Here is a 13055-nt window from a genome sequence, read left to right as displayed (position 1 = left end):
ATGGTTTAACATGAAATTACAGCAGCTTCGCTACATTGTTGAGGTGGTGAATCACAACCTTAACGTCTCCTCCACCGCGGAAGGCCTTTACACCTCGCAACCGGGTATCAGTAAGCAGGTCCGCATGCTGGAAGATGAACTTGGCATCCAGATCTTTGCCCGTAGTGGTAAGCATCTGACTCAGGTGACGCCGGCAGGTCAGGAGATTATCCGCATTGCGCGCGAAGTGCTCTCCAAAGTGGATGCGATAAAGTCGGTTGCTGGTGAGCATACCTGGCCGGATAAAGGCTCTCTCTATATTGCGACGACGCATACCCAGGCGCGTTATGCGCTACCGAATGTGATTAAAGGTTTTATTGAGCGCTATCCGCGCGTGTCGCTGCATATGCACCAGGGATCGCCCACGCAGATTGCCGAGGCGGTTTCAAAAGGTAATGCCGATTTTGCCATCGCGACCGAGGCGCTGCATCTGTATGACGATCTGGTCATGTTGCCATGCTATCACTGGAATCGTTCGATTGTGGTGACGCCTGAGCATCCGCTGGCCAATAAAGGGTCGGTGACCATTGAAGAGCTGGCGCAGTATCCACTGGTGACGTACACCTTTGGTTTTACGGGGCGTTCTGAACTGGATACCGCTTTTAACCGCGCAGGTCTGACGCCACGTATCGTGTTTACGGCGACCGACGCGGATGTGATCAAAACTTACGTACGTTTAGGCTTAGGAGTAGGGGTGATTGCCAGCATGGCCGTCGATCCGCTGTCCGACCCGGATCTGGTTCGCGTGGACGCACATGATGTCTTCAGCCACAGCACGACGAAGATCGGTTTTCGTCGCAGCACGTTCCTGCGTAGTTACATGTATGATTTTATTCAACGTTTTGCGCCGCATTTGACGCGTGACGTGGTGGATACCGCCGTGGCGTTGCGCTCGAACGAAGAAATTGAAGAGATGTTCAAAGATATAAAATTACCTGAAAAGTAATCGTCACAGAAAACGGTCGGTATCTTTTGTTCGCAGGGGATACCGAAAGTTTTAATTAAGTCGCCATTGGTTTTATTAAGGCTGGCGTAATAATAATTCCCGCATAAGAATTATGGATAATCAGCCATAAAGTAGTGTCTTATTCCCCGCCTCGCAAATTTCCCATTCCAAATATTTATTTTCGATCAAAAGATTGATTTATTCACTGGAAACGATTCGTAAATTCACTGGATTTTTGACTAAAGTTTCATTAGGATTTGTCTCATCTGATGATTAATTGTACCGATTGTTGGTGCTTAAATGATAAGTGATGCCGATTGTATGAGGTTAGCAATGCCGTCTGAAAACCAGGAACCACGTCGGGACCCTGAGATGAAACGCAAAGCATGGCTTGCGGTTTTCCTGGGCTCAGCGCTGTTCTGGGTCGTGATCGCACTGTTGATCTGGAATGCCTGGGGGTAAAAATGGTGGTTCACGACCCACAACAGACGTCGTTACCCACATGTCACTCTGGTGACACTGTACGAGAAACGAAAAATGGCGCGTGCGTGAAAACTGTTCCCGAATCCTGGAAGCTGACTCAACAACAGCAAAAGTTTATTGAACTATTCGACGAAGACGATCAACAGAAACAATAATCGTCACCATTCTTATTACCGTTTCTTTTGTACCGATAAATTATCGCGGTACGCTTTTACCTATACACCGCTGCAATAAAGCGTTGAGAAAGTCTCAACACAATGTATTAAACAAAACGGGTATAGCCGATGATTACTGCAAATATGAAATACTGGTCCTGGATGGGCGCATTTTCCGTCTCGCTGCTCTTTTGGGCTGAACTGCTCTGGATCATGATGAATTAATCTGAAACCTCGCTGCGGCGAGGTTTCATTTTCTCCCCCTCATACACGCGTTCTTCCTCTCTTGTGTGCTCACCGTTCGGTTTTTCCTCTTTTATCAATTTGGGTTGTTATCAAAACGTTACAGTCTGTTTGTGTTATCTTTAATATTCACCCTGAGGAGAATCAGGGCATCGCAACCCTGTCATTAAGGAGGAGCTATGTCGTCAACCCTACGAGAAGCCAGTAAGGACACACTACAGGCCAAAGACAAAACCTACCACTATTACAGTCTGCCGCTGGCTGCGAAATCTCTGGGCGATATCACCCGTCTGCCCAAATCACTGAAAGTTTTACTGGAAAACCTGCTGCGCTGGCAGGACGGCGATTCCGTTACCCATGAGGATATCCAGGCGTTGGCAGGGTGGCTAAAAAACGCCCATGCCGATCGCGAAATTGCTTATCGCCCTGCACGCGTACTGATGCAGGACTTTACTGGCGTCCCCGCGGTGGTGGATCTCGCCGCAATGCGCGAAGCGGTAAAACGCCTGGGCGGGGATACGGCGAAAGTGAATCCTCTCTCGCCGGTGGATCTGGTGATCGACCACTCTGTCACCGTTGACCATTTTGGTGATGACGATGCGTTCGAAGAGAACGTACGCCTTGAAATGGAACGTAACCACGAGCGCTATGTATTTCTGAAATGGGGCCAGCAGGCCTTCAGTCGCTTCAGCGTCGTGCCGCCGGGAACCGGTATTTGCCACCAGGTTAACCTGGAATACCTCGGCAAAGCGGTGTGGAGCGAATTGCAGGACGGTGAATGGGTGGCTTATCCTGACACGCTGGTCGGCACGGATTCACACACCACCATGATTAACGGTCTGGGTGTTCTGGGCTGGGGCGTGGGTGGTATCGAGGCTGAAGCGGCAATGCTGGGACAACCTGTCTCAATGCTGATCCCGGATGTGGTGGGTTTCAAACTGACCGGAAAACTGCGTGAGGGGATCACCGCAACGGACCTCGTGTTAACCGTCACCCAGATGCTGCGTAAGCACGGTGTGGTCGGCAAATTTGTCGAATTTTATGGTGACGGGCTGGATTCCTTGCCGCTGGCTGACCGGGCCACCATCGCCAATATGTCGCCGGAGTATGGCGCGACCTGTGGCTTTTTTCCGATCGACGGTGTGACGCTGGACTATATGCGGTTGAGCGGACGCAGTGAAGATCAAATCGAGCTGGTTGAAAAATACGCGAAAGTGCAGGGCATGTGGCGCAATACCGGCGATGAGCCAGTCTTCACCAGCACCCTGGCGCTGGATATGAATGATGTCGAGGCGAGCCTCGCCGGGCCGAAACGTCCGCAGGATCGTGTCGCCCTGGGCGATGTGCCGAAAGCTTTTGCCGCCAGCAGTGAACTGGAACTGAACACTGCGCAGAAAGACCGCCAGCCGGTAGAATATGTGCTGAACGGGCAGTCATATCAGCTCCCTGACGGGGCGGTGGTGATCTCGGCCATCACCTCCTGTACCAATACCTCTAACCCCAGCGTGCTAATGGCGGCTGGCTTGCTGGCGAAAAAAGCCGTTACGCTGGGACTGAAGCGTCAGCCATGGGTGAAAGCCTCGCTGGCGCCAGGGTCGAAAGTGGTATCGGATTATCTGGCAAAGGCAAAGCTGACGCCGTATCTCGATGAACTGGGTTTTAACCTGGTGGGATATGGTTGTACGACCTGTATTGGTAACTCTGGACCGCTACCGGAGCCTATCGAAACCGCGATTAAGAAGGGTGATCTGACCGTAGGCGCGGTGCTGTCGGGCAACCGTAACTTTGAAGGCCGAATTCACCCGCTGGTGAAAACAAACTGGCTGGCGTCACCGCCGTTGGTCGTTGCCTACGCGCTCGCGGGCAATATGAACATCAACCTTGAGAAAGATCCGCTCGGCCACGATCGCAAAGGCGACCCCGTCTATCTGAAGGATATCTGGCCGTCGGCGCAGGAAATTGCCCGCGCCGTCGATCTGGTCTCTTCAGAAATGTTCCACAAAGAATATGCGGAAGTGTTTGAAGGGACGCCGGAGTGGAAAGCGATCAATGTCGACCGCTCAGATACTTACGGCTGGCAAAACGACTCGACTTATATTCGCCTGTCGCCGTTCTTTGACGAGATGCAGGCGCAGCCAGCACCAGTGACCGATATTCACGGCGCGCGCATTCTGGCGATGCTGGGGGATTCGGTGACCACTGACCACATTTCTCCGGCCGGGAGTATTAAAGCTGACAGTCCCGCAGGGCGCTATCTGCAAAATCACGGCGTGGAACGCAAGGACTTTAACTCTTATGGCTCACGACGTGGGAACCATGAGGTGATGATGCGCGGGACCTTCGCTAACATCCGTATCCGCAATGAAATGGTGCCGGGTGTGGAAGGCGGAATGACGCGACATCTGCCCGGCACTGAGGTGTTGTCTATCTATGATGCGGCTATGCAGTATCAACAGGAGAACATCCCGCTGGCGGTGATTGCCGGCAAAGAGTACGGATCGGGTTCCAGCCGTGACTGGGCGGCGAAAGGGCCGCGACTGCTGGGGATTCGCGTTGTCATTGCGGAGTCGTTCGAACGTATCCACCGCTCCAACCTGATTGGGATGGGGATCCTGCCACTGGAGTTCCCACAGGGCGTAACGCGTAAAACGCTGGGGCTGACCGGGGAAGAGGCGATCGACATTGCTGACCTGCAGAAACTGAAACCGGGCGCAACCGTGCCGGTGACGTTAACCCGGACAGACGGGAGTAAAGAGGTGGTGCAATGCCGCTGCCGCATCGATACCGCGACCGAGTTAACGTACTACCAGAACGACGGTATTTTGCATTACGTCATTCGTAACATGCTGAAGTAAGTTGAAAAAAAAAGCCTGCATAACGCGATGCAGGCTTTTTTACCGCATGACTTACTTACTCAACAAGTGACCCATCTTGGCCGCTTTGGTATCCAGATAATGTTCATTATTGGGATTACGGCCCACAATCAGCGGGACCCGCTCCACGATGTTGATCCCCGCTTCAGTGAGAATCTCAACTTTCTTCGGGTTATTGGTGAGCAGACGCACTGCGTCAACGCCCAGCAGCTTGAACATATCCGCGCAGAGGGTGAAATCGCGTTCATCCGCGGCAAACCCTAACTGGTGATTGGCCTCTACGGTGTCGTAGCCCTGGTCCTGCAACGCGTAGGCGCGAATCTTATTGAGCAGGCCGATGTTACGTCCTTCCTGACGATGATAAAGCAGAATACCGCATCCTTCTTCCGCGATATGCGTCAGGGCGGCTTCCAGTTGAAAACCACAGTCGCAGCGCAGGCTGAACAAAGCATCGCCCGTCAGACATTCTGAATGGACACGGGCCAGAACCGGCGTCTGACCTGAAATATCACCATACACTAACGCGACGTGATCGTGCCCGGTTGCCAGTTCTTCAAATCCCACCATCAGGAAATCGCCCCATGGGGTTGGCAGTTTGGCTTCTGCCACTCGTTTAAGCTGCATGTATTTCTCCAGATATAGCCGGCACGCGATGTTGTGCCGTTGCCTGTTGGCTTATCGTCTTATTTTGCCATAAGGCGACGGACTTCACCTAATCACTGCCGCGCAATCATCATGCGAATGGCACAAATCTGTCAATTTCCCCGGACAGGGGATTTTTCGGTTATGATTGTGGCACTTATCCGTCAAAGAGGTGTTCATGCTGTCGATTGCAAAGCGTACTGCGGCTGGCGCGGGATTGTTGTTGATTATGCCCGTTGCCGTGTGGGTGTCCGGCTGGCGCTGGCAACCGGGTCAGGATACCGGATGGCTGAAAGCGATGTACTGGGTAACCGAAACGGTCACTCAGCCGTGGGGTATCATCACACATGTTATTCTCTGTGGCTGGTTCTTCTGGTGTTTGCGCTTTCGTCTTAAAGCGGCGGTAATGCTTTTTACTATTCTGGCGAGCGCGATCCTGCTTGGTCAGGGCGTCAAGTCGTGGGTGAAAGAGCGCGTACAGGAACCGCGTCCTTTCGTGATATGGCTGGAAAAAACGCATCATATCCCGGTTGATGAGTTCTACACTTTAAAACGTAAGGATCGCAGCGACCTGGTGAAGGAGCAACTTGCCACCCAGCAGGCTATTCCACACTTCTTACGCCAGCACTGGCAAAAAGAGACCGGGTTTGCGTTTCCGTCTGGTCACACGATGTTTGCGGCAAGCTGGGCGCTGCTCGCTGTCGGCTTATTGTGGCCGCGTCGCCGGACGGTGACGATTGCCATTTTACTGGTGTGGGCGACGGGCGTGATGGGCAGTCGTTTGCTGCTCGGCATGCACTGGCCGCGCGATCTGGTGGTCGCGACGCTGATTTCATGGGCGCTGGTGACGCTGGCAACCTGGCTTGCACAGCGGTTCTGCGGGCCACTCACGCCGCCGCCAGAAGAAAGGCAGGAGATTGCTGAACGTGAGCAAAACCGCTGACCAGGGTTGATTTTGTCTGGTTTGCTCTTAAATCATCCAATAGCTGACTGCTTTCCCATTTCGCACACGCCGTGAAAATGGTAATTTAAAAGGCTAAATGCGGTAAGTTGAACACGATTTATTCGCTTAAACCACATAACGGGAAGTAATGTGAAATATTTACTCATTTTCTTACTGGTGTTGGCGATATTTGTTATCTCGGTAACATTGGGTGCGCAGAACGATCAACAGGTGACCTTTAATTACCTGTTGGCTCAGGGCGAGTATCGTATCTCAACCTTGCTGGCCGTTTTGTTCGCTGCGGGTTTCGCCATTGGTTGGTTGATCTGCGGTCTTTTCTGGCTGCGGGTTCGTGTTTCTCTGGTGCGTGCTGAACGTAAAATTAAACGACTGGAAAACCAGCTCTCGCCTGCGACAGACGTTGTGGTGACGTCTGGTACGTCGGTCGCGAAGGAATAATCGTTTATGCTGGAGTTGTTGTTTCTGCTTTTACCTGTTGCTGCCGCCTATGGCTGGTATATGGGTCGCAGAAGTGCGCAACAAACAAAACAGGATGAAGCTAACCGCCTGTCCCGCGATTACGTCGCGGGGGTTAACTTCCTTCTGAGCAACCAACAAGATAAAGCGGTGGATCTGTTCCTCGATATGTTGAAAGAGGATACCGGCACCGTTGAGGCTCATCTCACCCTCGGAAACCTGTTCCGCTCTCGCGGCGAAGTCGACCGTGCCATCCGTATTCACCAGACCCTTATGGAAAGCTCTTCGCTGACCTATGAGCAGCGACTGCTGGCGGTTCAGCAGTTGGGCCGTGATTACATGGCCGCCGGGCTGTATGACCGGGCGGAGGATATGTTTAATCAGCTTACCGATGAAACGGAATTTCGCGTAGGCGCGTTGCAGCAACTGTTGCAGATTTATCAGGCGACCAGCGACTGGCAGAAGGCCATTGAGGTTGCTGAACGACTGGTCAAACTGGGTAAAGATAAACAGCGTATCGAAATCGCCCATTTTTACTGCGAACTGGCGTTGCAACAAATGGGCAGCGACGACATGGATCGCGCCATGGCGCTGCTGAAAAAAGGGGCTGCGGCGGATAAAAATAGCGCCAGGGTCTCTATCATGATGGGCCGCGTCTGGATGGCGAAGGGCGATTACGCGAAGGCTGTTGAATGTCTCCAGCGGGTGATTTCCCAGGATAAAGAACTGGTCAGCGAAACGCTGGAAATGCTCCAGACCTGCTATCAACAGCTAGGCAAAAATGAGGAATGGGCGGAATTCCTGCGCCGTGCGGTAGAAGAGAATACCGGCGCGGCTGCAGAACTGATGCTGGCCGATATTCTCGAAGCGCGCGAAGGGACGGAGACTGCGCAGGTGTATATTACCCGTCAGCTCCAGCGTCATCCGACGATGCGCGTTTTCCATAAGCTGATGGATTATCACCTTAACGAAGCCGAAGAGGGCCGTGCGAAAGAGAGCCTGATGGTGCTGCGTGATATGGTGGGCGAGCAGGTGCGTAGCAAGCCGCGCTACCGCTGCTCTAAATGCGGTTTTACCGCGTATACCCTGTACTGGCACTGTCCTTCCTGCCGCGCCTGGTCAACGATTAAGCCAATTCGCGGACTTGATGGATTGTAATTTTTAAAAAAATCCCGCTTTAGTTACAACATACTAATGGATTTATTCACTTCCTTACGTTGGCATCGGCGCCACATCGCCTGGCAGAGGTGTAATCGCGTCTGTTAATTTGTGCGCCTGACAGGTAGAATGCACGCCGTTTACCCATTTGCCCCCTTAGCAAGAAGGCCTGGTTATGACGTTAACTGCTTCATCTTCTCCCCGCGCTGCCACCGATTCTCCCGTCGTCGTTGCTCTCGATTATAATAACCGTGATAGCGCCCTGGCGTTTGTCGACCGAATCGACCCGCGCGACTGCCGCCTGAAAGTTGGCAAAGAGATGTTCACGCTGTTCGGACCCCAACTGGTTCGCGATCTCCAGCAGCGTGGCTTTGATATCTTTCTGGATCTGAAATTCCATGATATCCCGAACACCGCGGCTCATGCGGTGGCTGCCGCAGCGGATCTTGGCGTCTGGATGGTCAACGTCCATGCGTCGGGTGGGGCGAGAATGATGACAGCCGCCCGTGAAGCGCTGGTGCCGTTTGGTAAAGATGCGCCGCTGTTAATCGCGGTCACGGTGTTAACCAGCATGGAAGCCAGCGATCTGGCGGATATTGGCGTGACACTGTCACCTGCCGGGCACGCTGAGCGCCTGGCGGCATTGACGCAAAAATGCGGTCTGGATGGCGTGGTCTGTTCAGCTCAGGAAGCAGTACGCTTCAAGCAGACGTTTGGCCGTGATTTCAAACTGGTTACCCCTGGTATCCGACCGCAGGGTAGCGCCGCTGGCGATCAGCGGCGGATTATGACCCCTGAGCAGGCACTGGCGGCGGGTGTCGATTATATGGTCATTGGGCGTCCGGTGACGCAGTCTGACGATCCGGCACAGACGCTGAAGGCCATCAACGCGTCACTGAAGCGGGAGGCGTAATGAGCGATTCCAACAGCCGTCTGGTTTATTCGACGGAGAGTGGACGGATTGATGAACCTAAAGCCGCGCCCGAGCGTCCGAAGGGCGACGGGATTGTCCGTATCCAGCGCCAGACCAGCGGGCGCAAGGGGAAAGGCGTGTGCCTGATTACCGGTATTGACCTCGATGACGGCGAACTCAGCAAACTGGCTGCGGAACTGAAGAAAAAATGTGGCTGCGGCGGGGCAGTCAAAGACGGCGTAATTGAAATTCAGGGCGATAAGCGTGATTTAATTAAGACGCTACTGGAAGCCCGGGGCCTGAAAGTGAAACTGGCCGGCGGTTAACGAAAAAGCCACGATATAAATATCGTGGCTTTCATTATTACTGCTAAATAAACTGTGTAGTGCAGACCAGAAAAAAATAATCGTATTATTATATCGAGCCGGACAACCGTAGATTATTTACGATTATTTACCTACCTGGTGGCCGATAATACCACCGACAGCGGCACCACCCAGCGTACCCAGCGTGCTACCATCCGTTAAGACAGCACCACCTAATGCACCAGCACCCGCACCAATAGCGGTGTTACGGTCACGTTTAGACCAGTTAGAACAGGCGCTCAGAGACATTGCCAGGGCAATCGCCAGCACGGCGGCGGTCATTTTTTTGCTCGTTACAAACATAATACTTTCTCCTGAATTAACGATTCACGAAAGTAAGCTCTCTTTAACTATAGTTAAAATATCGGCCATTAAAGAGGGCATCCGTGAAACCTTAGTGCGCAGGGTAATATCACGCAGGTGATAGTCACTTCCTGTTATATCGCTAATATTAATTTTACGACTTTCGCCTGTGAACAACAGGTAAATAGTCTTAATTCAGGCGTCAGAATAGTCTCAGAGCGCAAATGATCTGCGATGAGCAAATCATTTGCGGATATTTTACTCAGCGTCGACGATATTAACGGTCAGCCCACGCTGTTCCATCAGCGCGCGGTCGCCGGCGCTGATTCTGGCATCGGTGATCACACGACTGAACCGTTCGATAGGGCCAAGGGTGTAGGGATGGACCGCGCCGAATTTAGAACTGTCAGTCAGGACAATGGCTTCCGATCCTTTCTCCAGCACGGCATTAACCACATCAGCCCGCATCATGTCGCGTCCAGTGAAGCCGGTCTCGGTCTGCCAGCCATCAATGCCAATAAACGCCTTACTGAAATGGACCTGCTGGATAAACTGGCGGGTCAGCGGTCCCACCATGCTTTCGCTCTTTTTCTGATAAATACCGCCGAGCAGGATCACTTCGCATGGCGTCTCTTTCAGCAGATGCGCAATGTAACTGCTGACCGTGATGATGGTGACGTCTTTTTGTTCCGCCAGCGTTCTTGCCAGCAGGGCATTGCTACTGCCATTTTCAATGAACACCGACTCGCCAGGACTGACCAGCGACGCCGCGAACTCGGCAAGCTGACGCTTCAGGGTGTAGTTGGTCATCATCCTGGTCTCCACATCTTCGCTATCCAGCGAAACGGCGAAACCGTGCGCGCGGCGCAGAAAGCTCTGCTTCTCGAGGGTATTCAGATCCTGTCGAATGGTGACTTCGGAAACGCCAGTGATTTTGGCCAGTTCAGAGACGCTCATCTGGCCTTTATCAATGACCATTTGCAAAATTTTTTGTTGTCGGGAGTTCATAGCGTTAGTTTTTATAGCGGTAATGATACCGCGAGATTAAACACATGCGGCGGTGGGGCATCCAGGCGACGCAAACCGGCAAACCGCGCGCGAAAAATTTAGATCTCCCACGGCGCCCGGGGCTTGTTCGTCGATGATACGACGTCATGCTGCACCTTACTCAACAATTCCGCTTTCAGAATTTCGAGATTATGGATGGCGGAGTGGACATCACCGGCCACCAGGATATCAAGCACGGTATCAATACGCTCGGCAACCCGTTTAGCATCGATATCAAACATGGGGGGATCCTTGGTCAAAGTATGAAAGAATTTAATGATGCAAAAATTGACGGCAAAAGAGAAGGGAAAAATCAGCCAGCGCTGTACCTTTGGGGAATATTATATATTCCGCGATTACATACAGATATGAATAGGGCGAAAAGCGAAACTTTCCGTTCCGCCCGGATGATCATGTTGCCGGCTTAGCGCTTTTTCTTGTTGAGATAACGTCGGTACCAGCGCTCAAACGCAGCGGCAGGCATCGGTTTGGCGAATAAAAATCCCTGTCGCTCATTAACACCGTTTTTCGTCAGAAAAGCATCCTCTTTGCTGCTCTCCACGCCTTCGGCGATCACCTGCAGATTCAGCGCCTGCGCCACGGCGACGATTGCACGCACCATCGATTGCGACACCGATTTTTTGTGAATGTCGCGGACGAAAATCTGGTCCAGCTTGATGGCATCGATCGGGAAACGGGTCAGTTGCGAGAGCGAGGAATAACCGGTGCCAAAGTCATCCAGGTGAACCTGGGCGCCAAGCTGGCTAAACTGCTGAATGACGGACAGCGCGAGCGCTTCGTTCTCGATCAGGCAACTTTCCGTCAGTTCGACATCGATAGGACAATATTCAAAATTGAGCTCGTGCAGGACGCGCTTCAGATCGGTGAAAATTGTCTGGTCGGCCAACTGCCGGGCAGAGATGTTAACCGCTACCCGCAGGTTGATGCCTTTATCACGCCATTTCGCGACCTGGCGCACCACGTCGAGGATCACCCAGCGCCCGAGCGGTACAATCAGCCCGGACTCCTCGGCGTATGAGATGAACTCCAGCGGAGGGATAAGCCCACGTTCAGGGGATTGCCACCGCACCAGTGCCTCAAGGCTGCGGACTTCTCCCCGCCAGGTGACTTTCGGCTGATAGTGAATCAGCAACTGATCGTTTTCCAGTGCTTTGCGCAGGTTGGTGTCCAGCCACAGGTATTCGAATACCCGATCGTTCATCTCCGGCGAGAAGACGCAGAACTGCCCACGTCCGCCTTCTTTGGCGGTATACATTGCGGTATCGGCATTGCGGATCAGGTTCCCGCTATCCTCACCGTGCTGAGGCGCCATCGCGATACCGACAGAACAGCCGGTATAAACTTCTATCAGGCCGATGCGGAAGGGCTGGCGTAGTCGGGTGAGGATCCGCGAGGCGACTGCCTCAAGCGAGCTCTGGGAGGTCTGACTGGCCAGCACAATAAACTCATCACCACCCAGTCGCGCCAGCAATTGATTCTCTTCCAGACAGCTCAGGAGCGCTAACGACACCGCCTGCAAAAGCTGATCACCAAACATATGACCATAGGCATCGTTCACTTTTTTGAAGTTATCCAGGTCGAGATAAACAATGCCCACCTGACTGTCGCCAGCCTGTTCGATGGCCTCATTGATCAGTTCATGGATCGCGTTGCGGTTTGGCAACCCGGTAATGGTGTCGGTATTCGCCAGTACGCGCAACCGCTCTTGAGCACGTCGTTCTTCAGTAATGTCCGTACCGGAACAGATCAGGTAGATTTCGTTTTTGCCGCTGCCGCTGTGGACAAACTTATTACGGAACAGAAACAGACGCTGTCCTTTGCGGGTCTTTACCCAACGTTCCACTTCATACGAATTGCCGTTGCGAAAGAAACCGCTGATGTTGCGACGCGAGGCGGCGGCTTCCCGGCGGCTCATGAAGAGTTTGAACACGCTCTGCCCAATCACTTCCTGCTCTTTCAACCCGGTGTACTCTTCACACAGGCGGTTGAAGCGTTGAATGTTGCCCCGACTGTCGAGGATCACAATCGCAGAGTTGGCTTCAGTCACCACCTGTTCAGCAAACGACAGCCCCTTGACCAGATCACGCGCCACGGAAGGGGTGTCGTGCCACGCCGAGGCGCTGCCAGCCCATTCATGTTTGTTGATTTTGCGGCCCACCAGATGCACCGGGACATCGTTGTCATCAAAGGGGAGCGTCATCATCACACTGGAGGTGATGACGGTCATTTCGCGGATCCGTTCGGCTTGCTCGGGCGCAAGCTCAACGCGCTCCGCTCGGTCGGTCGCTTCGGTGACGGACAAATGCAGGGTGTTGGAATCTTCTGACAAACGCCAGTAAGGCGTGTGAGTACCCAAAAAGCTATACAACGTTGCGGACTCCAGAATGTCTTTCATAATGAACACCCTCCCGTTTAAAGCGCGAAAACCCTTAATGGAAGGGATTAGC

The 13055-nt window shown here is 52.9% G+C and carries 14 protein-coding genes; 9 read left to right on the top strand and 5 right to left on the bottom strand.

The window, feature by feature from the left end; all coding sequences use genetic code 11:
- The first annotated feature begins 10 nt into the window (after positions 1–10).
- The 4 genes from cysB to acnA all read left to right on the top strand — a co-directional run bounded on the left by cysB (position 11) and on the right by acnA (position 4721).
- On the top strand, positions 11–985 hold the full coding sequence (gene cysB, locus AL479_RS22040) for an HTH-type transcriptional regulator CysB (protein WP_043000536.1): 975 nt from the start codon (positions 11–13) through the stop codon (positions 983–985).
- 321 nt (positions 986–1306) lie between these two features.
- Positions 1307–1447, top strand: a complete 141-nt coding sequence (locus AL479_RS22035; protein ID WP_212807457.1) for a YmiA family putative membrane protein — start codon at positions 1307–1309, stop codon at positions 1445–1447.
- A 305-nt stretch (positions 1448–1752) separates the two neighbouring features.
- Positions 1753–1848 carry a small membrane protein YmiC gene (gene ymiC, locus AL479_RS23905; protein ID WP_146109685.1) on the top strand — a complete coding sequence of 32 codons (96 nt, stop codon included), beginning with the start codon at positions 1753–1755 and terminating at the stop codon, positions 1846–1848.
- Positions 1849–2045: 197 nt separating this feature from the next.
- Positions 2046–4721, top strand: a complete 2676-nt coding sequence (gene acnA / locus AL479_RS22030; protein WP_061077671.1) for an aconitate hydratase AcnA — start codon at positions 2046–2048, stop codon at positions 4719–4721.
- A gap of 51 nt (positions 4722–4772) precedes the next feature.
- Here acnA and ribA read toward each other — a convergent pair whose 3' ends face one another.
- Positions 4773–5363, bottom strand: a complete 591-nt coding sequence (gene ribA, locus AL479_RS22025; protein WP_061077670.1) for a GTP cyclohydrolase II — start codon at positions 5361–5363, stop codon at positions 4773–4775.
- Between the two features lie 196 nt (positions 5364–5559).
- Here ribA and pgpB point away from each other — a divergent pair, with 196 nt between their 5' ends.
- The 5 genes from pgpB (at position 5560) to yciH (ending at position 9198) form a co-directional block, all read left to right on the top strand.
- Complete coding sequence (gene pgpB, locus AL479_RS22020; protein ID WP_061077669.1) at positions 5560–6324, top strand: phosphatidylglycerophosphatase B; 765 nt, start codon at positions 5560–5562, stop codon at positions 6322–6324.
- 150 nt (positions 6325–6474) lie between these two features.
- Positions 6475–6783: a LapA family protein gene (locus tag AL479_RS22015; protein ID WP_042318731.1), complete on the top strand. Its 309-nt coding sequence runs from the start codon at positions 6475–6477 to the stop codon at positions 6781–6783.
- A 6-nt stretch (positions 6784–6789) separates the two neighbouring features.
- Entirely contained in the window at positions 6790–7959 is a 1170-nt protein-coding gene (gene lapB, locus AL479_RS22010) for a lipopolysaccharide assembly protein LapB (protein WP_061077668.1), read from the top strand.
- Positions 7960–8134: 175 nt separating this feature from the next.
- Entirely contained in the window at positions 8135–8872 is a 738-nt protein-coding gene (gene pyrF / locus AL479_RS22005; RefSeq protein WP_061077667.1) for an orotidine-5'-phosphate decarboxylase, read from the top strand.
- Entirely contained in the window at positions 8872–9198 is a 327-nt protein-coding gene (gene yciH, locus AL479_RS22000; RefSeq protein WP_061077666.1) for a stress response translation initiation inhibitor YciH, read from the top strand. Before pyrF ends, yciH begins: the two co-directional genes overlap by 1 nt.
- 123 nt (positions 9199–9321) lie before the next feature.
- Here the strand turns inward: yciH and osmB are convergent, their stop codons facing one another.
- The 4 genes from osmB to pdeR all read right to left on the bottom strand — a co-directional run bounded on the left by osmB (position 9322) and on the right by pdeR (position 13003).
- Complete coding sequence (gene osmB, locus AL479_RS21995) at positions 9322–9540, bottom strand: osmotically-inducible lipoprotein OsmB (protein WP_042318738.1); 219 nt, start codon at positions 9538–9540, stop codon at positions 9322–9324.
- A 258-nt stretch (positions 9541–9798) separates the two neighbouring features.
- Positions 9799–10548 (bottom strand): DNA-binding transcriptional regulator YciT, encoded by a 750-nt coding sequence (locus AL479_RS21990; protein ID WP_061077665.1) that lies wholly within the window; start codon positions 10546–10548, stop codon positions 9799–9801.
- A gap of 98 nt (positions 10549–10646) precedes the next feature.
- Positions 10647–10829, bottom strand: a complete 183-nt coding sequence (locus AL479_RS21985; RefSeq protein WP_061077664.1) for a hypothetical protein — start codon at positions 10827–10829, stop codon at positions 10647–10649.
- A gap of 182 nt (positions 10830–11011) precedes the next feature.
- Positions 11012–13003: a cyclic di-GMP phosphodiesterase gene (pdeR, locus tag AL479_RS21980; RefSeq protein ID WP_061077663.1), complete on the bottom strand. Its 1992-nt coding sequence runs from the start codon at positions 13001–13003 to the stop codon at positions 11012–11014.
- Positions 13004–13055: the final 52 nt, after the last annotated feature.

It is taken from the genome of Citrobacter amalonaticus (assembly GCF_001559075.2).
Taxonomy (GTDB): Bacteria; Pseudomonadota; Gammaproteobacteria; order Enterobacterales; family Enterobacteriaceae; genus Citrobacter_A; species Citrobacter_A amalonaticus_F.
The sequence above is the reverse complement of the archived record's forward strand: the minus strand, read 5'-3'. Positions and strand labels throughout refer to the sequence as shown.

Coding starts and splice junctions, on each gene's coding strand:
- pyrF (WP_061077667.1), top strand. CDS start 8,135: ATGACGTTAACTGCTTCATCTTCTCCCCGCGCTGCCACCGATTCTCCC.
- AL479_RS21985 (WP_061077664.1), bottom strand. CDS start 10,829: ATGTTTGATATCGATGCTAAACGGGTTGCCGAGCGTATTGATACCGTG.
- pdeR (WP_061077663.1), bottom strand. CDS start 13,003: ATGAAAGACATTCTGGAGTCCGCAACGTTGTATAGCTTTTTGGGTACT.
- ribA (WP_061077670.1), bottom strand. CDS start 5,363: ATGCAGCTTAAACGAGTGGCAGAAGCCAAACTGCCAACCCCATGGGGC.
- cysB (WP_043000536.1), top strand. CDS start 11: ATGAAATTACAGCAGCTTCGCTACATTGTTGAGGTGGTGAATCACAAC.
- lapB (WP_061077668.1), top strand. CDS start 6,790: ATGCTGGAGTTGTTGTTTCTGCTTTTACCTGTTGCTGCCGCCTATGGC.
- yciH (WP_061077666.1), top strand. CDS start 8,872: ATGAGCGATTCCAACAGCCGTCTGGTTTATTCGACGGAGAGTGGACGG.
- acnA (WP_061077671.1), top strand. CDS start 2,046: ATGTCGTCAACCCTACGAGAAGCCAGTAAGGACACACTACAGGCCAAA.
- AL479_RS22035 (WP_212807457.1), top strand. CDS start 1,307: ATGAGGTTAGCAATGCCGTCTGAAAACCAGGAACCACGTCGGGACCCT.
- AL479_RS21990 (WP_061077665.1), bottom strand. CDS start 10,548: ATGAACTCCCGACAACAAAAAATTTTGCAAATGGTCATTGATAAAGGC.
- osmB (WP_042318738.1), bottom strand. CDS start 9,540: ATGTTTGTAACGAGCAAAAAAATGACCGCCGCCGTGCTGGCGATTGCC.
- pgpB (WP_061077669.1), top strand. CDS start 5,560: ATGCTGTCGATTGCAAAGCGTACTGCGGCTGGCGCGGGATTGTTGTTG.
- ymiC (WP_146109685.1), top strand. CDS start 1,753: ATGATTACTGCAAATATGAAATACTGGTCCTGGATGGGCGCATTTTCC.